Source organism: Neolewinella lacunae, assembly GCF_014349155.1.
Taxonomy (GTDB): Bacteria; Bacteroidota; Bacteroidia; order Chitinophagales; family Saprospiraceae; genus Neolewinella; species Neolewinella lacunae.
Genome location: NZ_JACSIT010000153.1, coordinates 171326 through 197204, shown reverse-complemented (window position 1 = coordinate 197204; position 25879 = coordinate 171326). Strand labels below are relative to the sequence as shown.

The following is a 25879-nucleotide window of genomic DNA, read 5'->3' as shown; positions in this document are numbered from 1 at the left end:
CGCGCGTGAGTTATGGGCGGGTGACTAAAATGGCGCTCAAGTAACGGTCACCAAAATTATTAATGACCAGTACACTATTCACCTCACCAGCGGCCTGCGTGCTGAGTGATTCTACGGCCAGGTAAATGCCGTGCGCGGTGGCGGTAGGAAATTCTCCCGTCCGTTCTTTAAATGCGCTGATGGGCGTGTTGCCCTCGTATTCCGTTAGCACCCGGTCGTAAATACTTTGTGCTTCGTTGCCCAAGGGCCGGCCGCTGAGTACCAAATCAACACAGGGACCAGCGCCGTTGAATAAGGCCTGCTTTAATTCCTTGGCCGACCAATTGTTGATCGCTTCGTCGGTCAGGAATATGGTGTAAATTCCATTGATACAAGCCTTGGAATGGGCTCCGGGAACTCCCGAAACTACCATGCTTACGGCACCTTCGGCGATCTGTCGTTCCACCTGGGGGGCGGAGCGGCTGGCAAAGTGACCATAGTTTTTCGCTAGGTCTACGTAGGAGTCGTGGGTGACATCCAGTCCACCGACCACAAACTCTTGCTCGGGGCAACTGGCCAGTTGGAGGACCGCATCCATTAGGGCTGCTTCTACCGAAAATCCGCGCTGCGTGTGCGTATTGGTATATCCGTTGCATGATAGCTGTAAGGCAATTTGCCCGGCGGCTGTGCCTAGCAAACTGTTCATGAAACTAGTCGGATTGGTCAATCCCTCCTGCTGGTCAATCATTTTTCGCACCATTTCGTCGAGGATTTGGCTCACCGTTTGACCAACGCCCATGATGATGCCTGCGGGTTGTTCGCATTGCGCGGCCGCAAGTGCAGCGTAAGTCGTGTACAAGCCGAATTTTGACATCCGATCTAAACGACGTAAGCTATTCTTGGGGAGGTACTCCGTGTAGTCGGGCTCATCCGCAACGGCGAGTCCGGAAAAGGATGGAGCGGACAGAAGGGCACCGATGCGCGAGGATCCGTTGATGTATAATGCTTGCATATTAGCTTTTGCTTAGTACCATGGAGGAGCAGTAGCCGCCCATCCCCGTGGCATTGATGATGACGTGGTTTACTAGGGCGTCCTGCGCTGTATTCGTCAGGGGGACAGAACTCAGCTCCGGCATGGCCTGGCTCCAGTTGTAACTGGCGTATTTGGTTCCCGTCAGGATGCTGGTGATTCCAACCCCCGTATTCAGCGCGCCAGATGCCGCCAGGGTATGCCCGAAGCTGGATTTCAGGGAGATGTAGGCCGGGGTTTCTCCGGAAGAGAATACCCCCTCAATGGCGGCCCCTTCGCTCGCGTCGTTATTCGGGGTTGCCGTGCCGTGGGTAAGCACGTAATTAATTTGTTGGGTCTTCAGCCCCGCTTCGTTGATGGCCGAAGACATGGCCAATTGGATCCCATCCCCCACCGGCGAAATTGAAGAAGGGTGGTAGCGGTCGTTGTGGTTGCCGTAGCCCGTAATCATGGCCAGGGGCTCGTTACCGGATTTGCGCAACGAGGCGGCAGTTTCCAGTACGAAGTAGGCAGCGCCTTCCCCCAGATTAATGCCCGAACGGCTGGCGTCGAAGGGGCGGCAACGCTCCTGGTCTAGTAGCATAAAGCTGTTGAATCCATTGATGGTAAATCGGCACAAGGCATCGGCACCCCCGGCAATGGCCACGTCCAACTGCCCGGCCCGCAACATTTGCACGGCATTACCAATAGCATTGAGCGAGGAGGAGCAGGCGGTGCTGATGGTAGATAGGTAGTTGACGCCGCCGAGCCGGTCGGCAAGAAATTCGGCGCAAAAGGCGCAATCACCCACCTGAAAAAAATTAGTGGGGTGAACGCGGCCAGCAACGTGGTCAATGTAGCCATCCTCCGAAGCATCCATACCACCCACGGTTGTGCCGGAAATAAGGCCTAGCCGTCCACCAGTGCGGTGTACGTACCGGGCTTGTTCGATGGCGTTTTCCACGGCCAGCGTTGCCAAAATGGTGGTCCGGTTTAGGGGTAAAGCTCCCGAATTCGCCACCAGACTCCGCAGGTCTTCCGTTTCCCGTTTAATTTCTCCCACGGGAAAGGTGCCGCGGTGACGGGTGGAAAGGATTTCAATATCGCTAATGCCCGAAGCTACTCCGCTGAGTAGGGCCTGGTGAATGTCCTCCGGCGTCCAGCCTAAGGAGCAATTCATGCCCATGCCGGTAATGTAAATTGGTTCCATGGAAGAGGAATTTATTTTGCTAGCGCCGTAGAAGGGTGGCACCGGGTGATAATATTTGGATACATCCTTAGTCGGATTCCTTTAAATAGGGTAGGGGTGTTGGCCGTTGGGGCTGGCATTGCCCGTTCAACTTACCGGGCACCTGCGGCCGCGCCCATTTTCAGAAGCTTGAGTGGCCGCAGTATCCCGAACAAATTACCAATGCACGCAATTATTGGGTGAAATCCTGGCCCTCTTGATCCGGCTCCCACAAGCGGGAGCCGAATCAAAAATTGCCTTTTAGAGAGTAGATGCAAGGGCTCGTTTACGCCACCGCAGCGCTGCGCTGGGTAATGTAATTGGCCAGGGCGTTGACGGAGGAAAAGATTTGCTGCATATCCTCGTCTTGGCCGACCTTGATGTCGTAATACTTTTCGAGCAATACGACCAGCTCAAGACCGTCGATGCTGTCCAGGCCAAGGCCACCACCGAAAAGGGGCTCGTCGGCGTTGATTTCGTCGGGGCTTACGTCGAGGGCAAGTTCGTCGATGATGCGCAGTTTGAGGGTGTCAATGAATGACATGATTTTTGAATTGAAAGGTTATGAAAAAGGAGACTGGTTGGAATAGTAAAATGAGAGGCTTAATCCCGTTTTTTGGTTTCCGTTTCGTTGCAGAAATTGGTGGCAATTTCGTCGCTATCGGCGCGGCCCCAAGTGGGAAAAAGAGGGTCGCGGTTTTGGTCCGCTTCCTGCATGGCGTAGGTTTTCTGCGCCGCAGCATTGTATTTACAGGCTTTTTCGGGGTCACCGCCGAGCATGGCCGGAACGTTGATCAAATGCTGGGTGATGAGCAAGTAGGCACGGGGATTATTGCCATCGGCATCCAGTGAACTGCTCAGTTTGCTCATTGCGGTACTGCTCAATTTGAATCCCCGGACCATGGGGTTGACGCGAATGCTGGCGTAATCGAGGTAAGCCTCAATAACCTTAATTTCACTCACGTCGGCATTATTGCATTTTGCTGCGGCCTGGATGGCTTCGGTGCCTTTTTCCACCCAGCCATCGATCGTTTTCATTTCCCCGGTGATGTGGGCAATGCGGCCGTAGGCGTAAGCTGCGTAGTAGTGCGTGAGCCAGTTGCCCGCGTCTTGTTGGCGCAGGGTTTCGAATGCACCCGCCGCCGCTTCGATCTCTTTTTGGGTTTTTGCTTCCCGGAGATCGGCTACCGCACTGCAGAGGTCGGCAACTGGGGTGGTGAGGGTAGTGGCAACGGTCGTGCCGGAGTCAGAGGTGACGGCGCTAGCGCTGCTGAAGAAGGTGCTGCCCAGGGCAACGAAGAAGAAGAAAATGAACTTTTTCATGGTAAAAATTAATTTAATTGTTGATTAATAATGTCGTCCGTGCGGTCGATTCCGAAATTGGCGAAGAAGCCGAGAAATACGTAGCGCTCCGTCAGAGGCCCCACGCCGCGGCGGACGTCAAAGTTGGTGGGGCTGTATTCGTAATTAAGTGTTTGGTTAAAGTTGAAGGCATTGTAGAGCGTAAGGACAATTACGGTGAATGCCTTTTTCGTTTTGGGCAGGTAGGCAATGTTGAAATTGACATTATGGAAGGCCGGTGTTTTATCGCTGTGGAATTCTTCCACCGGTCGGTTGGGGTTGAAGTAGGGCCGGCCCGAAGCCATCGTATACGTCATCCCCAAATTCACCATTTGCTTTTGGAAAAAATGCTTTACCACAATATTACCTACGTGGTTGGCTACAAAATTGGGCTGGGCAGCGATGGGGAAATGTGCGTAGCGGCGTTCGGCATCCACGAAACTGTACGTGAGCCAGAAGTCGGTGCCCTTGTGCAGCGTTTTATCGCGGTAAAAAACATCCAAACCCCGGGCAAAGCCATTTCCCGTATTGGCGTAGCGGGCCGACTCCAGGTCGGTATCGAACAATACCAGTTTGTCGTATTCTTTCCAGTACATTTCCGCCCGGAAACTCCGCTTGTTGGTGCTGCGGTTGTAGCCCAGGGTGTAATGCTGGGCGCGCTCGAAATTCAGTTGCCCGTTTTCTTGGTAAAGCTGTCGGGTATCTGGCCGTTGGTTGAAACTGCCCCAGCCAGCAAAAATCTGCTCGTCGCGGCCCAACAAATAATTAAGGTTCACGCGGGGCGAAAGCGTCGTCTCTTCCAGGAGTTGGCTGTTTTCCAGCCGCAATCCCGCCCGGCCCTGGAGGCGACCAAACAGCACGCCCGCCTTTTCTGCGTAGGCCGCGCCGTAGGTGTCGTTCAGCGTCCCGGATATTCCACCGGCCTGGATGACGTCACTGCGGTGCTGGACTTCCGCGCCCACGTCCAGGGTCTGGCCTTTTTTGCGGTGGCTGAGGTTGACCCGCGCCTGGCTGAGGGTGTTGGCTTCGTCAACTTCGAAGATTTCCCCCAGCGGGGTCATTTCATCGTTGGAGGCAAACTGGTTGACGTCCGTCTGCCGTCGTCCGTATCCCGCCCCGCCGGATAAGGACCAACGGTTGGATAAATCGTGGCTAAAAGTGCTCTGCCAAAACAGGTTGCGGTTACGGAGTTTGGTGTGCTCCAATACGGAGGCTTCGTCCAGATCTTGGTTAAAAAGCCCCAGGCGGGAATCTCCGTAACTGGCGAAGGTTTTTACCTGGGTGCCTTCTTTCGGGCGCCATTTGAAGTTGGCCGTCCCTTCGTAGGTCAAAGGGTATTCGGTAAACTGCATGCTGGTGGGCATCAGGCGCAGGAAAATGCCCAGGTTCTGGTATTTGCCGGTCGCCCCGTAGGAGAAGTTCTTTTTTTGGTTGACTTTTTCAAACCCGGCTTCGGCGAACAGGGGGCTCAAGCCAATATCGGCACTGGATTTGAGTGGTACATCGGTCGTTTCCAGGATCAAGGCTCCGGAAATGGCCTGTCCGTATTTGGCCGAAAAGCCACCAGTGCTGAGGAAGCTCCCCTTGAACATATTGGCGGAGAAGCGCGCGGAGCCCGCCGTATTCGATGGACTACTGTAATTAAAGTCGTCCACCAGCATCCCATCGACGAAGGCCTGGGACTCCCGTCCGGCACCACCACGGATGAACAATCCACCCGCCAGGGCAGTAGGTTGTACGCCCGCCATGGTTTGGAAGGCCGATTGCACGTTACCGTCTACTGCCGTGGTCAGGGCTTCCACCCGGTTGAGCTGGGTGGCGCGGGCTTTGTCCGTCGTTTGTACCTGCCGGACGTCACTGACCACTACTTCCTCCAGGTTCAGGGTTTCTTTCCCGAAGCTGATGTCAAAGGATAGGCTGTCGTTGCCAGACAGCACAATGTCTTGCTCCACGTTTTGGAAGCCGAACATACTGACGATGAGCCGGGCGCTGCCCTGGGCTTCCGTGGAAAATTGAAAGCTGCCGTCGAATTCCGTGATTGTACCGTCGTAAGTGCCTTCCACCTGAAGACTTACCCCGATGAGGGGTTCCCCTTTTTTATCGTGGACCTTGCCGTAGATCACGGTTTTACCCGCAGCGGAATTTTCCAGGTCGGCCTGCGCTGACAATTGGTGCGCGCTCGCCGCAAAGGCAATGGCGCAAAGCAAAAGCAGCATTTTTCTCGGGTATATCCACTGTTGGAACCCCCGCTTGCGTAATTGTATGAGCAACATGATGGTTAGTTTATTTCCTCTGGAGCCATTAGGCCCATGGTACAAGTGATGATTTCGTCGTTTTTTATCCAGCAACTGAAGGCTACCGTACTGTGGCTGCCATTGCTGGTGATGGTGCGGGCTTCGGTGCGGATGCGTTCCCCCATTCTGGGCAGGCGCTTGTACTGTAAGGACTTGATGTTGACGATGAAGCCAAATTGTCCTGCGCCCGTTTGGCTGGCGTCCCGGGGGCCCGCTTCGGCTTCCCACTGGTAGGCTTGCCCCAGGCCTGCCGCCTGCGCCATATGTTCTACCGCACCGCCCAGCAGCAGGTCTCCCCATTCCGTGACGAAGGGGTTGCCCGGGCGTACCAGAAATTCTCCAATGGTTACCCCATCCACAATCCCAATGAGGCGATCAACCATAATCATGGGCTCCCGGTGGGGCAGGTATTTAGTGACTTCGTGGCGGTCAATTAACGGAGGAGCGTGATGGTGTAACATCTGCGTGCTTTTTATTGAATTAGTCTTCCTGGTTGGAGGATATTTAGGGTGTTTGGTGTTTCTTTTTATTTTTCAGGATACCAGGCACCCTTGGTGCTTAAGCGGAATAAAATTGTCTTGGCCAAGACTTGATCTTTTGCCGAAAAATTAATTCGGCGCGTTTTTCTTTGTCGGTTTAAGGCTAATATGGTTGGCGGTCTTTCTATGCTTGTGGTATTTGTTTCAATGCTGGGCTGTTAGAGGTAGGCTCCCAAAGTTGCCAGCCTCGGCCGGGGCAAACCAGCCACGGTTTAGGGTTCGGTTGGCTCGGGGCATCCGGTTGGCCGGAGAGATGGGAAAAGGCCGGCGGAAGCGAAGTGGGGATGGTTAGTTGGTAAGCTCTCATGTTAAGGTCACTTTTTGTGGTGAAGGAAAAGTGTTTCTGCTTGTTGATACAAAGGTGGGGCCTCAAATGCGGGGTAAATAGGCCAGTTGCTTCAGGTCCATGCCCCGGAAAAAAACGGTGTTTTCAATTGTACAACGACGTAGTGAATTGAAAAACAGCGTTTTAGAGACTACATTTCACCCAGATCGATGATGATGATGGAGCTCTGGTAGGTGTCGGAATAGTGCGTTTTTTCGGCCTCACTGAGGTTGTCGTACTCTGCAGCGTTGGAAATGGCACCGATTTGGATGAGGAGGGCGATGAGAAGAGCGATCATGGCGGTAATTGTTTTTGCGTTTAAGAATGACACAAAATTATATTCCGACATGAGGCGCTAAAATGACACAATATTTGCCATGTTGCGCTGAAAGTTTTGGGCGTTTAATAAAATTTATCTACACAAATAATTGATTGTCAACTACTTGTAAAGTCCTCTTCCCTCAAAACCATGCCATTCAGCCGCTTTTTTGGCCGGAAAACTTCTTTTGGTGGTTTGGGAGTGAAAAATCCTCTTTATATTGGCCTCCGCTGAGTCCCACACTGTTAATCTCTCACCACCGATCTCACTAGCGCACCCAATGGAAGTCCTCAAAGAACTCGCCCTCGTTCTCAACCGCTATTGCGTTAAGAACATCAACGTGATCACGCCCCAGCAAACCGGGGAGCGGGATCTGGTCGATACCTTCTATAATCTGTTACAGGATGAGCCCGACCTTAGCAAGGAGGAATTTGCCCAGCGTCTATACGGCGAAGACAGCAGCGAAAAGGACAATCGCTTCCGTAAACTCAAGCAGCGCCTTACCCGCCGCATGGCCAATACCTTGTTTTTCATTGACCCGAAAGACAACCAATTCAATGAGCTGCAAAGCGCCTATTACGTAGCCTACCGGGAATATGCCCTGGCGCGCATTCTTCAGGGCCGCAACGCCACCGAGGCCGCCCGCCATTACCTGCGCAAAGCTTTCGTCGCCTCCCGCAAATTCGAATTTTCCGAACTCCTCCTGCTCACCGCCGATGCCCTGCGCGCGCAGCACGCCTACCAGGTCAGCGACCAGGATAAATACGTCCACTACCGCGAGGAATACCTCCGCGCCCGCGTCCTCTTCAATATGGAACGCGACGTAGTGATGGCCTACGAAGAGGTTGTTTTTCACTACGGCGTCAGCCCCGAAGCCCGCAAGGAAACCATCGAACGCATCCAGATAAAGCTGGCCGAAATCCACGCCGATTACCCCCAGCTGGAACATACCTACCGCAGCATCATCAACTACTACGGCCTGCGCACCCTGCTCGATCAGTTGCGCGGCGACGCCAAAAGCCTCATCGTGGCGGTCGACGAAGGCCTGGCCATTCTCGAACAAAAACCTTATCCGGCCGATATTCCCCAGTCTTTCCTCTACCTCACCAAGGTGGTGGTCCATCTGGTGGAAAGGGACTTCACCGGCGGAACGGCCACCCTCACTGCGGCTTACCCCCTGCTTACCCCCGGTTTCGCCAACTGGTTTAAGTTTAAGGAACTGGAATTCCTGCTGGCCATGCACACCGGCCATTATGCCGAAGCCTTCGCCACCTACTGCTCGGTGGCCAACTTCAAGACCGTCAACTCCCTGCCCAAAACGAGCCAGGACCGCTGGCGGCTCAACCGCGCCTACCTCTATTACCTCGAAGCCACTGGTCGCCTGGAAATCGACCCCGCCGAAGATCCCTGGGGACCTTTCCGACTCACCAGATTTCTCAACAGCGTACCCGAGTTCAGCCAGGATAAAAAGGGCATGAACATCCCCATCCTCATTCTCCAGATCGCCTTCGGTATCGCCCTCAAACGCTATTCCCTCTCCGTCGATCGCATCGAGGCCATCGAAAAATACCGCAGCCGCCACATCAGCCGCGACGAAAATTACCGTGCCAACCTCTTCATCAAAATCCTGCTGCAGTTCCCCATCATGGCCTTCCACCGCAACGGCGTTAAGCGAAAAACCGAGGCCTACCTTAAGCAACTCAACGACAATCCCATCGACCTGGCCAAGCAATCCTTTGACTTCGAAATCCTCCCCTACGAAACCGTCTACGCCACCGCCCTGGAAAGCCTGGAGCTGAAGTTTCACAAGGAGTCGGCAATGGGTAAAAAATCAAAAGTGTGACGGTACGAGCAGCCGCTCTTACATCCCACTGAGTTTTTCCAGAATCGCCTGGGTAAATTTTTGCTGTTGCTGCGCAACACCTGCCCGTCCGTAGAGGTCGTTCCATTCCCGTGGGTCAGCCGCCAGATCGTAGAACTCGCCGGTAATGATGTCTTCCGGGCCGTACGCACGCGCTTGGTCTTTGCGCCGCAACACCAGAATCAGCTTCTCCTCCGCCGTCCGCCACATAAAGGCTGCCTCTCCCTCGCGTTCGTGGAGGGCGGAGAAGCTTCCCTCCCGCGCTGCCGGAGCCAGTAAGTTTACGCCCGGCAGCGCAGCATCCGGTGTAATGCCAGCGGCTTGGAGTAGGGTAGGGAGCACGTCCACCAAATCCACCGGCCGTGCATCTTCCGTCCCTACGCCATTTGCCACTGCGCTTCCGGTCACGATGAGCGGCACCCGCACGCTGGCGTCGTAGAGGCAGTATTTATTAAAGCGATAGTAGCGCTCCCCCAGCATTTCTCCGTGGTCGGAGGTATACACCACTATGGCGTTGTCCAGTAAGCCCCCTCGTTTCATTTCAGACAGCACCCGGCCCAGCATATCGTCGATCCAGGTAACGTTAGCGTAGTAGCGCATCGTCATCAGCCGCCACTGTTCCGGGGTGGCCGTTTTCCAGAAGCCTTCGTAGAGTTCCCGGCGGTTGACCCCGCTGGCGTGGGGGGAATAGTCCAGGTCCCAGGGCGGTTGCACGGCGTAGCGGATGCTGTCGGTGTGGTACAGGTCTTCGTAGCCAGCCGGAGGGTTGTGGCCAGCGTGGGGCTTCATGTAAGAAAGGTAGAAGAACAGCGGTCGGTCGTCTTCGCGCTCGCGCAGGTAGCGCAGGGCCTGCTGGTTGATCCAGCCGTCGCGGTGGTCTTCTTCTGGCAGCGCACTGGTGAAACCCAGGTAGCCAATGTTGTTTTCTTCGCCGGGGCCCATGGGGCCAATCTCGGCGTCGTAGCGGGCCTTGGCGGCGCTGTCTGCCATCGCCATGGTAATGCCGCCGTCTTCCGGAATCTCTGAGGAATAGCGGGTTTCGAAGCCGCGCGTTCCCGTGCGGTGCTTGCCCCAGTGGGTCTTGCCAAAGCCCGCCGTCTCGTAGCCAGCATCGCTAAAGTACTGGGCCATGGTTTTGCCCGGCAGTGCAGTATCGGGCACCCCATCGCTGTTCCGAAATACGCCCGTCTGGCTGGGGTAGAGGCCGAACATCACGGAGTTGCGGCTCGGCACACACATCGGGGCCTGGCACACGGCCTGAGTAAAGTGAATCCCGCTGGCGGCCAAACTGTCGAGCGTGGGCGTCAAAACCTGGGGGTTCACCTTGCCGAGCGCGTCGTAGCGGTGCTGGTCGTCAATGATCAAAATTACGTTCGGTCTCGGGTCAGCACCCACTTCCGCTGGCCGCTTTTCGTTTTCGGGGGCGCGGCCGCAGGTGCAAAGCAAGCTGCAAAGCAAGGCAAGGATTCCGCCACGGCAGTACCGCATGTTCGTTTTCATCATTTCACAAGGATTGTGTTTTAGCGCAAAGGAGCTTCCTGCCGGGTGGGGATCTGCGCCGGGTCGTCAAAGGCATCACCGGAGGATTTTCGCCACGCCTCCAGGGCTGCCGCTAACCGGGCTTTTTCCTGGCGGTAGGCCGGCAACTGGGCAACGTTGTGCAGTTGCTCCGGGTCGTTGGCCATATCATAAAGTTCCTCGGCCGGCCGGCCCGATTCCAGCTCCCGCAGGAAGGCATAAGCCCGCGGATGGGTTGCCGCCGCCTCCACGGTGCCCCGGTAGGCACGGTTGCCCCAGCCTTTTTCTTCGCTCAGGTCGGCGGGCAGGAGATAGCTTTTGCCGGGCAACAAATTTTTCAGGTAGTAGTAGCGCCCGTCGTAGACCATCCGGGTCGGGTAGTGCTCCGAGCGCGGCGGCCCGTGGGAGTTGTGCTCGCCAAAGAGGTAATCCCGCCCCGCTACCTTTTTCGCTTCGCCAGCAAAGAGGCTGCGCAGCGACCGTCCCTGCACCGTTTCCGGCACGGGAATCCCGAAATAATCCAGCACCGTTGGCATCAGATCAATCAGGGAAATGAGGGCATCCGAACGCTGACCGTGCACCACCCCCGGTCCAGCCACCACAAAGGGTACGTGCAAGCCCGCCGCGTAAGCCGAAGCCTTGGCCCGGTGGTACGGCGCTCCCTGGTCGGACGTGTAGATGATCAAGGTGTTTTCCAGCTTTCCCTTGGCGCGCAGGGCCGCAATGATGCCTCCGGCGCAGGCATCCGCCAACTGCACGGCGGCGAAGTATTCCTGTAGATCGAGCTGCACCAGCGGCACAGCCGGCAGGTATCCCGGTACCATCAACGCGCTGGTGTCGGGCAACAACTCCGGACGGCCGGCAATGTCGTTCTTAAACGGCCGGTGCGGCGGGCTCACGTTGGCTTGAAAGAAAAACGGTCGCTCCCCCGCCTGCTCGATGAATTCCCCAATGACCCGCTCGTATTCCGCAGGGTCGTTGTGCACCGGGTTCCGCACGGAGTAGGGGAATTTCCAGGGCGGCGACATGTGGAACTTCTGGGTAATGGCCGTAAAGTAGCCCCGTTCGGCCAGCACTTCGGGCAGGGTGCGGATGTACTCGTGAATGCCCACTTGGTCGACCCGGGTCGAGGCGCGGCCAAACTGGCTGGCGGGGTCACCCAGCAGGGGAGTAATGGTATTGCGCCAGTGTCCGTTGGCGTGGGGGTACATTCCTGTATTGATCGAGCTGCGGCTGGGGGAACAGGAAGGTACCACGGCAAATGCCTGGGTGAAAAGGATCCCCCGGTCGGCCAAGGCATCCACATTTGGCGTAGCAATCCCCGGCGTCCCGAGGGCAGAGAGGTGGGCCCCCTGATCGTCGGCCAGGATCAAGACTATGTTCAATGGTGCCGCCTGCGCACGGGAAGTGGCCGGGGTGGCGCAACGCGAAAAGGCAAAGGCCAACAGCAGAAAGCCCGCCAATATGGTGGTAGCCAGCGTAACCGCTCGGGTGCGGCGCGCATAAGGAAGTCGGATCATGGTAAATGGAAAATTTGGCGCAGAGGCTTGCTCTCCGGACTATTATCATCATTGGTACGCATCAGGCTAGCCATCTCGACCCACCACCGCTGGCAAACGTCGGTCTCCCCAATGGCCAGCCAGCGGTCTTCGGCCTCAATCTCGGCGTAGCCAAATAAGGTCGTGCCATCCTCCGCCAGGAAAAGGGAGTAGTTGTTCACCCCGTGGGCCTTCAGCATCTCCACCATTTCGGGCCAGACGGGATTGTGGCGCTGGATGTATTCCGCCACTTTATCGGGGTAGACCTGCATGGTAAATACTTTGCGGATCATCGGTCGTCGGTTTTTGCGGTCTGGAAGCGGTAGTTGAAGCGGGCGTTCGGTGCCGCATCTCCGTGGGTGTAAAAGCGCAGGGCATCGCCGGCGGGGTAGACGTTATCGATCCACTTGAATTCCAGCACCGGGGGATAGTCGCCCAGCAGGGCTTTCGGGAGACTCAGTTCCAGCTGATTGCCCCGCAGAGCCACGGCCGCCTGCCCGATGGATGTCCACTCCCAACCGCCTCTGCTCCTTTGGACTTCCATGGCACCTGCGGCCGCGCCCCGCACCACGCGGTAGTGGTAACCGAGGGACGCCGGCATTTCCGCCGCCCCCGCCACCAGCAGGAGCTCCAGCCCCTCCGGCACCTGCCCCGCCGCAAAGTCGTTGTGACTGCGCAGATAGAAGAAAAAATGGTCAGCCCCTTCGGCGGCGCGGGCTTCCACCAGGTCGTAGCGCCCGGAACTATCGCGGTACACGCCCGTGCGTCCCCAGCCGGGATGCGCGCGGTGGCGCGTATCGGCCAGGTGGTCGTAGTACACGCCCGTTACGCTTTCCCACTCCGTAAAGCTACCGTCAATGGTCATTGCCGCCGTTTGGCCGGGGCGCTGCTGCGGTGGCCGCGTGCCCTTGTAGCGGCGGATGCCATCCACCATCTGGTAGTAGTAGTTGTCGGTAAATCCACCGCGCATGGGTTCGATGTCGCGACTGAATTCTTCGTTGTACTGATCGACGAAGTAGGTATCGCCCGGCTGCACGGGTTTGCCCATAATTTGCTTGGCCCGCCCGTCGGTGAAGCGCATCGCCACCCACTCGTTCCAGCCAGTGATGAAGACGAATTCGGGGTCGACCTCCCAGGCCCGCCGCCACTGCTCGGCGAAAAAGAGACCCCGCCCCGGGTCGATGCTGTCCGGCGCCGGCTGTCGCCCCGCGTGAAAACTCCGCCCGATGTTGGAAACGGGGTGCTGCGCGGAGGCCACCACAATCTGCTCTGGTACGCCGGGGCTGTCGTGCCAGCCGTACTGCTGGGGGTAGTGGTCGATCCAGGGCCACTTGTCCTTGCCATCCCCAAACCACTCCTGCCCCTTCGTCCAGGCCCAGGAGCGGCGAAAATTAAAAAATTCCTGGATTTCGGGCGAAAGGCCTTCGGGGTTGCCCATCAGCAGGGGTTTTCCCTTCCAGCGGAACCAGAGATCGGGGTAGAGCCCCGGCGCGTAAAATTCGGCGTAAATCCGCTCGGTTGTCTTTACGTGCTGGGAGTTGGTCAGGAAAGCCACCCGGGGCACCGCCCAGCCCATTTGCTGGAGGCGCGCAAACAAAGTACACACCCGCAGGGCCTGGGGTAGGTAAACTAGGGAGTTGGTGACGTCGAAGACAATCACGTCGACGCCCGCATCGGAGAGCAGTTGGGCGTGCTTGACGATTACCCAGTCGTCGTCCGAAAGGTAGTAGCCAAACACGGATTCCGCCCAGTGGTGGAAGGCTTTGTCCGGACCGTAAGCCGGGTTGGCCGGGTTTTCGGCCAGCAGCCGGCTGATGTCGTAGGGGCTGCGGTAGGCGGTGTCGGTAGGGACCATCACTCCCTCGTCGGGCAAAGGCTTGGTATGCGCGTCGTGCCCGTGGGCGCCGAGCCAGAGGAAATAGAAAATGCCGACGTGTTTGTTTTCGTTCAGGTCTCCCGTTGCGGCGTTGTCGGGCAGGCTGCGCCCGAGCGCATCGGTTGCCGCCCAGGTATCGGCCCGTTGCGGCGATACCTGCGGCGGTGAACTGAGCTGGGCCAGGAGCAGACCGGGCCAAAGACAGAGTAGAAAGCGCAAAAATGGGAGCATCATCGGACGAAATTTGCGGGTTGATTAGCGGATGACCCGCAGGCCTTCGGGAATTTCCAGGGAGGTTTTTATCTGGCCCAGGGCATTGCGCTCGTGACTGATTTTGAGGACGCCGAATTTGGTGGGGAAGGTGCCCCGCGCAAATTCCAGATCACCGAGGTGGGGATTGATCTTCACCGCGTCGCCCCCTTCCACCAGGGTGATGCCCAGCACGTGTTGGCTCAGCCAGGCGGTGGGTCCGCTGGCCCAGCCGTGGCAAAAACTGTGGCGGTAGCCGACGTAGCAGAACTCCCCGAAATCTCCGTGGATGTCGTCCTTGCCCAGCGGCACAAGCGCGTCAATGGGCGTGGCGTTGCGGCTGTCGTTGATGTCGAAATCTTCCCAGAAGGTGGTGGCCCCGAGGTCGAGCATCGCTCCCCAGTAATTGCGGATCACGTCGAGGGCTCCGGTGTAGTCGTCGGCCTGGGCCATCGCTTCGAGGATGTAGTAGCCGTAGAAGGTGGACATGCGCTGGACGCCGTCTTTTTTCAGGATTTCTTCGTTGGTGGCCTTGGCGTCGGCCAGGCCGGCCAGGACCATCATGGCGGCGGCCTGTTTGCTGGTGTTCCCCTCGGGCAGGTGCTTGCGCAGCCGGGCGGCGACGGCGGCGTAATTTTTGGCCAGTTCCGGTTTTTCCAGGGTAGTCAGCAGCGCGCTACCCGCCTCGAAGGTGAGGACCATCATCGACTGCAAACCGGCGTGCACGGCGGCTTTGTCCGGGCTGGTGGGCCAGTCCAGAAAGCGGCCACCGTTCAGTTTTTCGGCGTTGTCTTCGTCGATGAAGGTGGCCAGCTGGGCCAGCAGGGCAATCAGGTAGGGTTCTTGCTCGCGCAGGTAGTCCAGGTCGCCATAGTTGTCGTACCACTGTTTATGGATGATGAGCCACCACATCGAGTAGCTGCTGATGGTGTTCATCCACTGCGGCAGGGGGTGCTGGTCGCGGGCCAGATCGAGGCTGCGGGGCACCACTTCGTTGTTGCCGAAAACGGAGGCCACGGTCATGATTTCCGGGTGGAGGTCGCCTACCCAAACGAGGCGGTCGCGCTTGATGCCGTCCCAGAGGTAGTCCTGCATGTTGAGGTGGACGGTGTAGGCACCGGTCAGCCAGATGGCGTTAAGGCGCGCGTCGTTGCTTTCGAAGGAGCCCAGGTAAGGCAGGTCGCGGTAGATGAAAGCGGCTTGCACGGCGTACAGGGGCATATTCACGTCGGCATCCACCAGGTCAATGCGCACGAAGCGGAAGCCGGTTTCGCCCACTTCGATGCTGCCCAGCCAGGGCACCTCAATCTGAAAATCGCGCAGCGAGTGTTCGTTGGTGGCGTTTTGTTGGCCACCGATCTCCGACATCGCCTCCATGGCCGATTCGCCGAAGCGGATGCGTAGCCGGACGGGATCTTTGCTGGGTTTGATGCCCATGGCAATCTTGATGCCGCCGTGGATTTCGCGGCCAAAATCAAGCAACACGCCCGGCCGGTGATCGGCGGTACTGATCAGGCGCAGGCGGTTGGGGTCGTTCACCGCCACCTGTCCGTTGCTCTTTTGCAGCAGCAGTTCGGGGTTTTGGATGAACTGCCCGGTGCTGTCCGATTGCCACACGATGCGGTTGGGCGTCAGGTAGCTTTTCACAGTAGGCGAACGGTGGGCTGCGGCGTTTTCGGCGGAGCTGAAGACGGGGGGGAGTTGGGCATTCCCCACCTCCTTTTTGCTTCGCAGTATTTCATGCTGGGCGCTGACGCAGGTGCAGAGCAGGAACAGGGAGCAGAGAAAAAACAGTTTTGGCATGATCGTAGGTAGGAAGGCTAATGATGGGGAAAGGTAGGAAAGGGTGAGGGTAGGGGGCATCCTGTACCTTCGGGGTGGGGGGGGAGTAAGGCCCTCTCTGCCCAGGGAAAGGCTCCGAATGGGGCGGTGGACTTGTCTATGCGCTCAAGATGCTTTACCTTACCAAGGTCGGTGAAGAAGGCCTGCACCGGCATTGTCTTGCCAAACAATCGGGCTTCCGCATTTTATTGAACAGTTTAAGCAAGAAAGATGATAAAAATTTGCACGCGCATTTTATTTACGGTGTCATTGTTTTTGTCATTTTTCACCTGTGACCCAGCTAAAGTAATCAGGTTTTCCAATTTAAGTAAGCAACGGCTATTGCTAAAGATTGACCATAACACTTGCCCATTCATAAAGGAAGAGGTTTTGTTGGGAGCGGACACAACCTACCTGTCTTTTTTGTCAACTGTAAAGGGGCCGGAATTATTCTTAGGCATAGGCACCTGGGCAGATGATGAGCTTCCAATTGTTAAAGCTTGTATCGGTACTATGCTTTACAAGGCCGATAGTTCCATTATTCAGCAAAACGATTTTCACTGTGATCTGAGCATAAGCGGTTTTGGTGGTCGAATTGTAACTGTCGAGATTTTAGAAATAGGTCCTAATAAAGCGCCATGAAAATAAATTTAAAGCAGACTGCCTTAATGGCTATTAGTGTGTTTCTTGTGCTCTGCAATGGAGCTGAATTGTCAGGCCAGCTGGGGTGGGAGTTTGCAGGAGACGTCGCAGGCCAAACCTCCAAGGTGTTCGAAACTCAGAATGCTGATTTGTTAATTGCCACTACCGGCAATAGTCGGGTTTATCGACTGAACCCGAATGGGGAACTGCTTTGGGGTAGAGATATCTGTAATTGCAATGATGGATGGGTGGTAATTAGTGTGGAGAATCCTTCTGGGGATTTAGTCCATTTGACTAAAAATGGGCAAGTCTATCTGACGGATGCGGATGGCTTGAATTCCCGATTCGTAACAAATATAACCGGCGATACTTCAGTAAACAGCCGATTTGGGTATATTGCTGACGCGCTGTTTAAAGATAATGTAATTCAGCTATTTGGCGAAGTTGAGATTGGTGGCGTAGACTACCTTTTACGAGGGAAGTTTGATGTTTCCACGCTTTTGGCCACTTACGAGCTTGAAATTTCTTCAGATGCCCCGGTCTCAATGAATATTAACGATCAAAACCAGCGGATCGAGTATTTGGATTCCCCGGGTACGGGAAGAATTGTAGTCTACGGGCCTGAAGAAGAAATAATGTTGGATACGATTTTAAATATACCAGAGAGGATAGCGGATGTTTTTTTTGGCCCAGATAATTTATTCCTGGCGGGGCGTACGGGGGATTTTAACGGATCAGAAGGAATAGTGTATTCAATAGGCTATACTGGAGAAATAATATGGTCACGGGTGTTTTATCCTTCGGGTTTTGATAATAAGATATATTTTTTTGGGGGTGATTTTATTGACGGTCAAATTATTTTGGCTGGCTCGATCGGTCGGGGCTTTGACATGGATTCTTATGCCGTATCTCTCTCGCCGGAAGGGGAAACATTGTGGTCTGATCGTAGTGCGATGTTTGACGAGGGAAATTATGCGAATACCGTCCTGGCGGTTTCAGGTCAGAATAACTGCGTACTGATTGGTGGGCAAGGGAATGTAACTGACGTTGGAGGAAGAGCAAGGCCTTTTCTCTACAAATTTATGTTGCCAACTGTTGCAACAACAAGTAGCATTCTGGTGGATGCTGAAATAAAAATTTATCCCAATCCAAACGCAGGAACTTTGTACGTTGACCACGATCCTGGCTTGCAGTATGACGCAATTAGATTGTACGATTTGAATGGCGTTTTAATCAAGGCCTTTAGTGGTTTACACAGTGCACTAGATCTGAGGGGAATAGCAACAGGTATGTATGGACTTCAAATTACGCGCGGTGATGAGATAGTTTTATCCCAATGGATTTGGAGAAATTAATAAGAGCGTGTCTAAAATTTTTAAGAACTGATAATCAATGACTTATGGTTCTGGCTAGACAAAAAATTGCGCGCATAGTGGACTACGTAAGCCATTTTTTGTGACGCCAGGTTCATAAGTGCTTGGTTATCAGGAAGTAAAAATTTAGACACGCTCTAAGCCTGAAAAAGCTTTCAAGAAGATCATTTTTCCAAAATTCCTTCCCTGAGTAAAACCCAGCCTCAAGCGCCCAGCGAGGCGCAACGCTAAAGGCAGCACGCAGGGTAAAAGCAAACTCCCCCTTCCCAGGCCAACCGACCGGAAGGGGGAGTTCGCTGGTGCCCATTCCTGCGGAATTAGCGCCGAATTACCACCCGGCTGACGACTGGCTCACCGTTCACTGTGCCTCCCACCAGATAAAGTCCGGCGGGCAGCCCGGCCCCGAAGCGCAGGCGCAGGCGCTGACCAGCAATTTCAGCAGTCACTGCGTGGCGCGTTCCATTGACCCCAACCAGGTGTACATTCTCGAACCGTTCCACGTCGCCACCCCAAACCAGATCAGTATACTCCCGGGCCGGATTGGGGAACACCTGGGCGCTGAACGCAGGTGCCGTAGTCGCGGTGGAAGGAGCCGGGCGCGGCAAAGGAGCCAGGTCCGGTTCTTCGCCCCACACCAGTTCGTCGCCGAGGTAGGCCGTGATCCAGGCATTGTCCAGCCAGGCACCCGTAGCCAGGTAGGAGTGGTCGTCGGCTTCGCTGAAGTTGGGCCAATCCTGCTTGAAGAAGCGGAACTTCATCGGCCCGGTTTCGCTCCGGGCGGCGAGTTGGCCCAAAGCCGGGTCGAAGCCCACCTCGAAGTAGTGGCTGCCACCCGGCCGATCGCCCGCCGCAACGAACTGCCCACCGATCAAGGAAGCATTCAGCAGACTGTAATCCAGGGCGTATTGCAGCGCCGCGCTGCCCTCGGGCGTAAACCAGTAGCGGAGCGTAACGTCCGCCAGGTCCACCCCCACGTTGCCGTCGTTGACGAGGTTGAGCTCCGGCTTGATGCTGTTGTTGTTGGCATTGTCGGTCGTCCGGTGAACGACGCGGAGGGCAGGGGCCTGGACGGCACTAACGGCAGGCTCCGCACCCCAAATCAGGACGCCGTTGCGGTAAACGGTGATGCTGCTGCTTTCCACGTAACTGCCCACGTTGGCGTAGCTGTGGTCGTCGGCCTCAGCGAAGTTGCTGTAGTTCGCCTTGGCGATCCGCGTCTTGATGTCGCCGGTGTTGCCGTTGGCGGGGATCTGGTAGGCGGTGTTGAAGCCGAGTTCCAGGTAGTGGCTGGCCCCGTCGCGGGCTTCCGGCAGGGCGGTAAAGGTGCCCGCTACGGCGGAAGTGCCCAGGGCGGCGTAATCGACGAAGAAGTTCAGCGTCGCCAGGTTCTCGGCCGTAAACCAGTAGCGTACCGTGAGTTCACTGATGGCTACGGGCAGGTCCGAGACGTTGCGCAGGCGCAGCTGGGGCGCAATTTTGTTGTTGCCCGGCTGGTTGAGATCGGCATTGCGGTAATCGACGACAATGTAGGGGGCCGTGATGGCCACGGGGTCGGAGAAGCAGGAAAGGGCCGATCCACCGGCCAGCTCGGCAGCTACGCGGTAGGCGTAGTCGTTGGCCGCCACGACGTTGCTGTCTACCCAAACGGTCGTATCCACCCGCGCAATTTCGCTGTAGGCCCCGCCCTCCACACTGCGTTCCACGACGTACCCTGCACCTGCGGCCGCGCCCGTCCAGCTCAGTGTAACGGTGGTCGGACTACTGCCCACCGCACTCAGGCCGGCCACCGCACCGAGGTCGTAAGCCAATTCCAGGTCGGCATCCACCGCCAGCGTATCCTGCACCAGCAGCACGCCGCCTTTGGAGATGGCCAGCGGCTGGGCCACGTTGGAGGCAACGTTGAAAAACTGCACCGTACCATCGGCCTGCGGAATGCGGTGCTCACCGTTGAAGGAAACCAGCACATCCGTCAGATCGGCGTCGCAGTTGACGACGTTGAGCAGCACGCGGTAGGGTGTGGTTTCGGTAGCGAAGGCAAACTGGATTTCCGACCAGTCGCTGATGCCGATGACCGCCTTGTAGGGCGCAAAAACGGCGTCTTCCTCCGGCGTGCCAGCCGCCTGCCAGACGTACCAGCTCGGTTTTTTCTCATTGAAGCCCTCGATCGTGCCGGGCAAAACCGTCCAAAGGCCAAATTCCAGGCCGCCTTCGTTGGGGTTATCGACCCAGCGGTGGTACTGGATGTTTTCGATGGCGCTCAGGCGCTCGTTCGTCTTTTTCCAGAAGTAGGCCACGGCGGCGGCCTGCCGCTCCTGCGTGAAGGTGGGGTTGGTACTGACGTTGGAGCTGAAGCCGTTCTCGCTCAACAGGATGGTGCGGACTTTCCGGCCGTTGTACAGCACACTTTTCTGACGCACGTAGCCATCGATCACTTCGAGGTTGCGTGGGGTGATCTGGGCGGCGTCGTAACTCAGGGGCGTGGCGCTGATGGCGTCTTGCCACACGGCGGGGTTGCGCAGGTTGGTGGGGTAGGAGTGCCAGCCGATGCCCCACTCGTAGTCGCCCTCCAGCTGCATGAGTTTGCCCTGGACGGTGAGGATTTCCCGCGAGCGGAAGTTGGGCCCGGCTTCGCCCCCCACCTTGCTGGCAAAGTGCTTGGTGAGGGAGCTGAAGACCTTCGCCGTGGGGTTGTGCTTGCGGATGGTGTAGTGTACGAGTCGCATCGAACGGTCGTAGATCTGGGTGTAGAGCGGAGCGGGTTTTTCGCCGGCGTGGGTCCAGGAAGTGTGGGCATCGACCTCGTTGTGGATGATCCACTGGTCGAGGCGGCCGTACAATTGATCCGGACGGGAATAGCGGCGGCTGAGGAAATCCACCAGCATGGTATAATGCTCCACCCCGCGGGCGTCGGTAACATTGGCCATGCTGTAGAGCCCCAGGCGGGCGTCGGGGTGAGTGAAGATGCTGTCCAGAAAAGCATTCGTGAAGCTGATGGGGATCAGCAGGACAAAGGCGGGCTTAATGCCGTTGTCGCTACAAATTTTGATTCGTGCATCCAGATTGTCCACAAAGGTCTGGTTGATGTGGTAGGTCTTGCCGTTGAAGTCGTAAGTCGTGGTGTTGGCACCCGGGTTGAGGGCAAATACACCGTTGAGCACGAGGTTTATTTTCATGCTCTTGATGTCCAGATCCAGCAAGTCGTTGAAGTTGCCGAGGGTGCCGGGGGTGAGGCCATCGAGCCCCTTGATGGTGGTCGCTTTGTCTTCCGGCAGGTTGTTTTCGGCGGCGTAGGCGATGTGGGTGGCCCAGTGCAGGGCGGAGGTCCTGGTGTAGGTGCCCGCAGCGTTTGGCGTCACCACTGCCCAGCGGGCGTAGAGGCGGTCCTTTTGCCGGTCGGCCAGGGGGGCAAAGCGGGGCTGCTGCACGCTGAAGCTGCCGCTGGTTTCCGCCAGGGGGATGAGGTGATCGAAGGTTTCCAGGTCGAAGCCATAGTCTTCGGGGTTAATCTCGGCCAGGAAATAGGGGCCGGTACCGCCGCTGAGTTCGCCGCGGATGGTAACCTGGGTTGAATCCACCTTCACCTCCGTCACGCGGTCGGGAAAGGTGCTGGCCAGGTAAGCATTGAACTGCTGGTTGACGATGCGGCTGCGGAATTTGTCGCTGTTTTCTTCGTCCAGCCGCTCCTGGGGCGTAGGCTTGCGCAGTTTCAGGTTGCGGATCTCGATCTGCTTAGTGGTGTTTTCCTGCCGGCCGAAGTCGAAGCGGAAATCCGTCCAGTCGGCGGTCTGGAAATTGTCCACGTACAGCCGGGGATTGAGCACGTAGGTCGTCCACTCCGCCGCCGCAGGCAGTTGCTCCGTGGTCAGGAGTTGGGTGGCGTTGATGGGTGGACCAAAGAAAATTTCCAGGGTATTGTAGGCTTCGGGGGCACGGTATTCGAAGGAGATGATGTAGCTGGAGTCAATATTGTAAAGGGCCGTAACCGTTTTGCTGCGGATCCAGGGGTCGTTGCCGGTAGTGTTGAGCAGGTACTCGCCCGGGGCGGTTTCCGTGCCGCTGAGTCCTGCGCTGGTGTTGTTGACGTCGAGTTCCAGATCCACCGTTTCCACTACTACCGGTGGCTGGTAGGCATTGGCTTCTGCGTTGGTGGGTTCGCGCAGGTAGAAATCGCTGACGGTGATGGTTTTGCCGGCTTCGCGGCCGAAGTCAAAGCGGAGTTTATTCACTGGTCCATCGAGCCAGTTGGGGTCCCCGGCGGGCATAAAACCGCTGAAAGCAGTGTAGGCAGCAGCACTGGGCAGCGGACCGAACAGGGCCATGCGTGCCGGATCGTAAGGCTCGCCGAAAAAGACGCGGAAATCATCCAGGGCATCCCCCTGGTAGCGGTAGCTCAGGACGTAAGTTTGGCTCGGGTCGTAGGCGGTGGTAAAGGGAAAAGTGGCGATCCAGGGATCGATGCTGTTGGTCGTAAGGGTCACGCTGCCGTCGGCGGCAACGGTGGCGTTGGTGCCCAATCTTTCGTCGATGTTGAGCGTCAGGGGAATGACTTCGGTGGGGGTGGCGGCGCGGAGCTGTAGATTGCTCAGCGTAAGACTTTGCCCGGCGAAGCGACCGAAATCGAAGCGAAAGCGGTCGTAGGCCTCGGTCCAGATCGGGGCCTCCAGCTTCATGAAGGCCTTGAAGGTGCGCGGGCCATTGGTAGTGGGCCGCAGTTCCCCGAAATCCACGCGGCGGGCGGCGCTCTGCAGGCCGTAAAAGACCTGCAGGTTATCCAGTCCGGTGGCCGATTCGTAGTCGAAACTGAGCACGTAGACCTGCTCGTGGTCGTAGGATTGGGTGAGGGGGACGGTCCGCACCCACGGGTCGGCACCGAGGGTGTTGATCAGCAGGCTGCCGTCGGGTTGCGGGGTGATGCCAATCTGGTTGCGGATCGTGGCCTCAAAAACGAGGGGGATCTGTTGGGCGCTGACGCAGGTGCTGAGGAGCACCATCAGGAGCAGGGGGAGGAAAGGGGAAAGTTTTTGCATGTCGGGAGTCGCTTGGTTTTGAATCCGTGGCTAATTTCCGGTCCTCGCAACAGGCCGGGCATCCTGTACCTTCGGGGTGCGGGGGCTACTTTCGGGATTTGTTTCAAGACCCGGATGCTACAGGATGCGGAGTCAAAAAGGCCTCCTTAGCTTGTCCGCACAATTGTTACCGATCCATGCTCAAGCGCTTTTTTCTTCCCTTGCTCTTGCTCACTTTGCTGGGCACCTGCGTCCGCGCCCAGCAGGAAATACTGCGAAGCCAAACGGCCTTACGGGTGATTAACCCCCGCGTGGAATACCGCAGCGGCAACGTCAGCATCGACGTAGAAAAACCCCGCTTCAGCTGGGAACTCACCGGCGAGGGGCGCAACCGCCACCAGACCGCCTACGAGCTGAAAGTGCTAAACGAACGGGAAGTCGTCTGGCACTCCGGCAAGGTAAATTCCAACGCCACCAACCAGATCGGGTACAACGGCCAACCCCTGCAGTCGGGCCTGCAATACCGCTGGACAGTAACCAGTTACGACGAAAACGACCAGGCATCCACCGTCTCCGGCGGAATGTTCCGGACCGGCCTGCTGCGCTTCGCCGACTGGCAAGGCCTGTTCATCAGCCACTATGTCGGTTACGATACTACCGATCTGTACCAAGACCTTTACCTGCCGCCGGCCCGCTACCTGCGTAGAGAATTCACCGTTGCCGACAAGCAGATCAAACGCGCCACGGCCTACACCACCGCCCTTGGTCTCTACGAGCTGAGCATCAACGGCCAGAAAGTGGGCGAGGAAATGTTTTTGCCCGGGTGGACGGACTACGACCAGCGCCTGTATTACCAGACCTTCGACGTAAAAGCCCTGTTGGAAAAGGGCGACAATGCCATTGGCGTCATCCTGGCCGACGGCTGGTACGCTGGCTACATCGGTTATGCGCTGCTCACCCGCCAGGATAAAGTCCGGGAATTTTACGGCGTCAACCCCGCTTTCATGGGACAGATCCACGTGGAATATACGGACGGTACCACCGAGATCATCGCCACCGACGAGACGTGGCAAAGCAGCACCGGACCGATTTTGGAGGCTGACATTTTGATGGGCGAGCACTATGACGCCCGCCTGGAACAAGTGGGTTGGGACCGCCCGGGATTTACGCCAGCGACCCCCTGGGCCGAGCCCCGCCGCTACACTTTTCCCAGTGGCCGTTTACAGGCCTATCCCGGCGATTACGTGATGCCCCGCGAGACGCTGCGACCAGTAAAAATGACCGAGCCCAGCCCGGGCACCTACATCTACGACCTGGGCAAAAACATTGCGGGCATCATTGAGCTGAAGGTGGAAGCACCCGCCGGCACGAAGATCACCATTCGCTACGGCGAACTGCTCCGCGACGAAGACGGCGGCCTGATGACGGCCAACCTCCGCAAGGCGCGGGCAACGGACACCTACGTCACCAGGGGCGGCGGCGTCGAAACCTGGCGTCCGCGCTTCACCTACCACGGCTTCCAGTACGTAGAGCTCACGGGCCTGCCCACCCGGCCCGCCGCTGATGCAGTGACGGGCATTGCCCTGAGTTCCATCACCACGGATGCGGGCGAATTCACTTCGTCCAACACCATGAACGACCAGCTTTTCCAGAACATCAAAACTACCCAGGCCGCCAACTTTTTTGAGGTGCCTACGGACTGCCCGCAGCGCGACGAACGCCTGGGCTGGACGGGTGACGCCCACGTTTTTGCCCGTTCGGCGACCTACGTGGCCGACGTAGCCGCCTTTTTCACCAAGTGGCTCATTGACCTCGACGACAGCCAGCACTGGTACGGGGCCTACCCCAATTTTGCGCCCATGCCCTTCAGCCGCCCCGAGCAGTATTCCCCCGCCTGGATGGATGCCGGGGTGATCATTCCCTACACCATGCACAAAGTCTACGGCGACACCCGCGTGCTGGAAAAAGCCTGGGCGGGGATGGAAAATTTTATGGCCTTCCAAGCGGATGCTTCCACGGGGCACCTCCGCCCCGGCGCGGGCAACAACTGGGGCGACTGGCTGACGACCGGACCGAAGACCAGCGACGATTTCATCGCTTCGGCCTTCTACGGCTACGATGCTTTGTTGATGGCCAGGATGGCCACAGCACTGGGCAAAACGGATCGGGCGGCGCACTACCGCTCGCTGTTTAACGACATCAAGGCGGCCTTTACCAAAAAATACCTCCGGCCAGACGGCAGTACCACCGAAGGAACCCAGACGGCCCTGGCCCTGGCCCTGTATTTCGATCTTTACGACGAGGCGATTGCTCCGCAGGCCGCGCAGTTGTTGGCTAGAGCCATAACCGAAAACGGCGACAAATTTTCCACTGGTTTTCTGGGGACAAAACACGTGATGCTGGTGCTCTCTGAATATGGCCACCATGACCTGGCCTACCGCCTTTTTCAGCAGACGGAGTACCCGAGCTGGGGCTATTCGGTCGTCAACGGCAGCACCTCCATCTGGGAACGCTGGAACAGTTACACGCGCGATGCCGACAGCAACGACGCCATCAACGCGGCGATGAATTCGTTCAGCCACTACGCCTTCGGCTCGGTGGCGGAGTGGATGTTCCTCCATGCCCTCGGCCTGGAGACCGACGGGCCGGGCTACCGCAAGCTCCGCATCCAGCCCGCGTTTAGTCGGGAGATGGACCACCTGGAGGGCAGCTACCACAGCATCAATGGTACGATTTCTTCCGCCTGGAAATGGTCGGGTGATGAACTCACTTTTTCCCTCACCCTGCCGCCGAATACGACGGCGGAGGTGGTACTGCCGCTCGCCCGTGCGGGCACCCTGCGCGAGAGTGGTAAGCTACTGAAAACCGGAAAAGACTCCCCGCTGATCGGCGAGCGGGCCGGGCAGACGCTACTGCGGGTCGGGTCGGGGAGCTACACCTTCAGTTGGGTGGAAAAATAGC

17 protein-coding genes are annotated in these 25879 nt (G+C 57.2%); 4 read left to right on the top strand and 13 right to left on the bottom strand.

The features are described from left to right. Positions 1-10: 10 nt before the first annotated feature. The 7 genes from H9S92_RS20800 to H9S92_RS20770 all read right to left on the bottom strand — a co-directional run bounded on the left by H9S92_RS20800 (position 11) and on the right by H9S92_RS20770 (position 7013). Positions 11-991: a hypothetical protein gene (locus tag H9S92_RS20800; protein ID WP_187468628.1), complete on the bottom strand. Its 981-nt coding sequence runs from the start codon at positions 989-991 to the stop codon at positions 11-13. Position 992: 1 nt separating this feature from the next. Next, positions 993-2198 carry a beta-ketoacyl-[acyl-carrier-protein] synthase family protein gene (locus tag H9S92_RS20795; RefSeq protein ID WP_187468627.1) on the bottom strand — a complete coding sequence of 402 codons (1206 nt, stop codon included), beginning with the start codon at positions 2196-2198 and terminating at the stop codon, positions 993-995. Positions 2199-2502: 304 nt separating this feature from the next. After that, the gene (locus H9S92_RS20790; protein ID WP_187468626.1) at positions 2503-2760 is read right to left on the bottom strand and encodes a phosphopantetheine-binding protein; all 258 of its coding nucleotides are present in this window, start codon (positions 2758-2760) and stop codon (positions 2503-2505) included. A gap of 59 nt (positions 2761-2819) precedes the next feature. Then, complete coding sequence (locus H9S92_RS20785; RefSeq protein WP_187468625.1) at positions 2820-3539, bottom strand: hypothetical protein; 720 nt, start codon at positions 3537-3539, stop codon at positions 2820-2822. An 8-nt stretch (positions 3540-3547) separates the two neighbouring features. Further along, positions 3548-5773 carry a TonB-dependent receptor gene (locus H9S92_RS20780; RefSeq protein WP_222936192.1) on the bottom strand — a complete coding sequence of 742 codons (2226 nt, stop codon included), beginning with the start codon at positions 5771-5773 and terminating at the stop codon, positions 3548-3550. Positions 5774-5835: 62 nt separating this feature from the next. Next, positions 5836-6312: a hypothetical protein gene (locus H9S92_RS20775; RefSeq protein ID WP_187468623.1), complete on the bottom strand. Its 477-nt coding sequence runs from the start codon at positions 6310-6312 to the stop codon at positions 5836-5838. 554 nt (positions 6313-6866) lie between these two features. Beyond that, on the bottom strand, positions 6867-7013 hold the full coding sequence (locus H9S92_RS20770; protein WP_187468622.1) for a hypothetical protein: 147 nt from the start codon (positions 7011-7013) through the stop codon (positions 6867-6869). 301 nt (positions 7014-7314) lie between these two features. On the opposite strand from H9S92_RS20770, the gene H9S92_RS20765 reads away from it, so the two are divergent. After that, positions 7315-8877, top strand: coding sequence for a hypothetical protein (locus H9S92_RS20765; protein WP_187468621.1), 1563 nt, complete (start codon positions 7315-7317; stop codon positions 8875-8877). 18 nt (positions 8878-8895) lie between these two features. Here the strand turns inward: H9S92_RS20765 and H9S92_RS20760 are convergent, their stop codons facing one another. The 5 genes from H9S92_RS20760 to H9S92_RS20740 are packed head-to-tail and all read right to left on the bottom strand — an operon-like array spanning position 8896 to position 15879. Beyond that, positions 8896-10398: a sulfatase family protein gene (locus H9S92_RS20760; protein ID WP_187468620.1), complete on the bottom strand. Its 1503-nt coding sequence runs from the start codon at positions 10396-10398 to the stop codon at positions 8896-8898. 17 nt (positions 10399-10415) lie between these two features. Next, positions 10416-11933: a sulfatase family protein gene (locus H9S92_RS20755; RefSeq protein WP_187468619.1), complete on the bottom strand. Its 1518-nt coding sequence runs from the start codon at positions 11931-11933 to the stop codon at positions 10416-10418. Next, complete coding sequence (gene rhaM / locus H9S92_RS20750) at positions 11930-12244, bottom strand: L-rhamnose mutarotase (protein ID WP_187468618.1); 315 nt, start codon at positions 12242-12244, stop codon at positions 11930-11932. Before rhaM ends, H9S92_RS20755 begins: the two co-directional genes overlap by 4 nt. Further along, a complete protein-coding gene (locus tag H9S92_RS20745) occupies positions 12241-14061 on the bottom strand; it encodes a glycoside hydrolase family 71/99 protein (protein WP_187468617.1) in 1821 nt (606 codons plus the stop codon). Before H9S92_RS20745 ends, rhaM begins: the two co-directional genes overlap by 4 nt. 21 nt (positions 14062-14082) lie before the next feature. Then, positions 14083-15879, bottom strand: coding sequence for an alpha-L-rhamnosidase-related protein (locus H9S92_RS20740; RefSeq protein WP_187468616.1), 1797 nt, complete (start codon positions 15877-15879; stop codon positions 14083-14085). A gap of 249 nt (positions 15880-16128) precedes the next feature. On the opposite strand from H9S92_RS20740, the gene H9S92_RS20735 reads away from it, so the two are divergent. Both H9S92_RS20735 and H9S92_RS20730 read left to right on the top strand, forming a co-directional pair. Next, the gene (locus tag H9S92_RS20735) at positions 16129-16539 is read left to right on the top strand and encodes a hypothetical protein (RefSeq protein ID WP_187468615.1); all 411 of its coding nucleotides are present in this window, start codon (positions 16129-16131) and stop codon (positions 16537-16539) included. Further along, the gene (locus H9S92_RS20730) at positions 16536-17894 is read left to right on the top strand and encodes a T9SS type A sorting domain-containing protein (protein WP_187468614.1); all 1359 of its coding nucleotides are present in this window, start codon (positions 16536-16538) and stop codon (positions 17892-17894) included. The genes H9S92_RS20735 and H9S92_RS20730 overlap by 4 nt, the downstream gene beginning before the upstream one ends. A 335-nt stretch (positions 17895-18229) precedes the next feature. Here H9S92_RS20730 and H9S92_RS20725 read toward each other — a convergent pair whose 3' ends face one another. Continuing rightward, positions 18230-22939 carry a DUF5722 domain-containing protein gene (locus H9S92_RS20725; RefSeq protein WP_187468613.1) on the bottom strand — a complete coding sequence of 1570 codons (4710 nt, stop codon included), beginning with the start codon at positions 22937-22939 and terminating at the stop codon, positions 18230-18232. A gap of 176 nt (positions 22940-23115) precedes the next feature. On the opposite strand from H9S92_RS20725, the gene H9S92_RS20720 reads away from it, so the two are divergent. Beyond that, a complete protein-coding gene (locus H9S92_RS20720; RefSeq protein WP_187468612.1) occupies positions 23116-25878 on the top strand; it encodes an alpha-L-rhamnosidase in 2763 nt (920 codons plus the stop codon). Position 25879 lies beyond the last annotated feature (1 nt).

Excerpts from the sequence above, each read along its gene's own strand:
- H9S92_RS20800 (WP_187468628.1), bottom strand. The coding sequence starts at position 991 with ATGCAAGCATTATACATCAACGGATCCTCGCGCATCGGTGCCCTTCTG.
- H9S92_RS20795 (WP_187468627.1), bottom strand. The coding sequence starts at position 2,198 with ATGGAACCAATTTACATTACCGGCATGGGCATGAATTGCTCCTTAGGC.
- H9S92_RS20790 (WP_187468626.1), bottom strand. The coding sequence starts at position 2,760 with ATGTCATTCATTGACACCCTCAAACTGCGCATCATCGACGAACTTGCC.
- H9S92_RS20785 (WP_187468625.1), bottom strand. The coding sequence starts at position 3,539 with ATGAAAAAGTTCATTTTCTTCTTCTTCGTTGCCCTGGGCAGCACCTTC.
- H9S92_RS20780 (WP_222936192.1), bottom strand. The coding sequence starts at position 5,773 with ATGCTGCTTTTGCTTTGCGCCATTGCCTTTGCGGCGAGCGCGCACCAA.
- H9S92_RS20775 (WP_187468623.1), bottom strand. The coding sequence starts at position 6,312 with ATGTTACACCATCACGCTCCTCCGTTAATTGACCGCCACGAAGTCACT.
- H9S92_RS20770 (WP_187468622.1), bottom strand. The coding sequence starts at position 7,013 with ATGATCGCTCTTCTCATCGCCCTCCTCATCCAAATCGGTGCCATTTCC.
- H9S92_RS20765 (WP_187468621.1), top strand. The coding sequence starts at position 7,315 with ATGGAAGTCCTCAAAGAACTCGCCCTCGTTCTCAACCGCTATTGCGTT.
- H9S92_RS20760 (WP_187468620.1), bottom strand. The coding sequence starts at position 10,398 with ATGATGAAAACGAACATGCGGTACTGCCGTGGCGGAATCCTTGCCTTG.
- H9S92_RS20755 (WP_187468619.1), bottom strand. The coding sequence starts at position 11,933 with ATGATCCGACTTCCTTATGCGCGCCGCACCCGAGCGGTTACGCTGGCT.
- rhaM (WP_187468618.1), bottom strand. The coding sequence starts at position 12,244 with ATGATCCGCAAAGTATTTACCATGCAGGTCTACCCCGATAAAGTGGCG.
- H9S92_RS20745 (WP_187468617.1), bottom strand. The coding sequence starts at position 14,061 with ATGATGCTCCCATTTTTGCGCTTTCTACTCTGTCTTTGGCCCGGTCTG.
- H9S92_RS20740 (WP_187468616.1), bottom strand. The coding sequence starts at position 15,879 with ATGCCAAAACTGTTTTTTCTCTGCTCCCTGTTCCTGCTCTGCACCTGC.
- H9S92_RS20735 (WP_187468615.1), top strand. The coding sequence starts at position 16,129 with ATGATAAAAATTTGCACGCGCATTTTATTTACGGTGTCATTGTTTTTG.
- H9S92_RS20730 (WP_187468614.1), top strand. The coding sequence starts at position 16,536 with ATGAAAATAAATTTAAAGCAGACTGCCTTAATGGCTATTAGTGTGTTT.
- H9S92_RS20725 (WP_187468613.1), bottom strand. The coding sequence starts at position 22,939 with ATGCAAAAACTTTCCCCTTTCCTCCCCCTGCTCCTGATGGTGCTCCTC.
- H9S92_RS20720 (WP_187468612.1), top strand. The coding sequence starts at position 23,116 with ATGCTCAAGCGCTTTTTTCTTCCCTTGCTCTTGCTCACTTTGCTGGGC.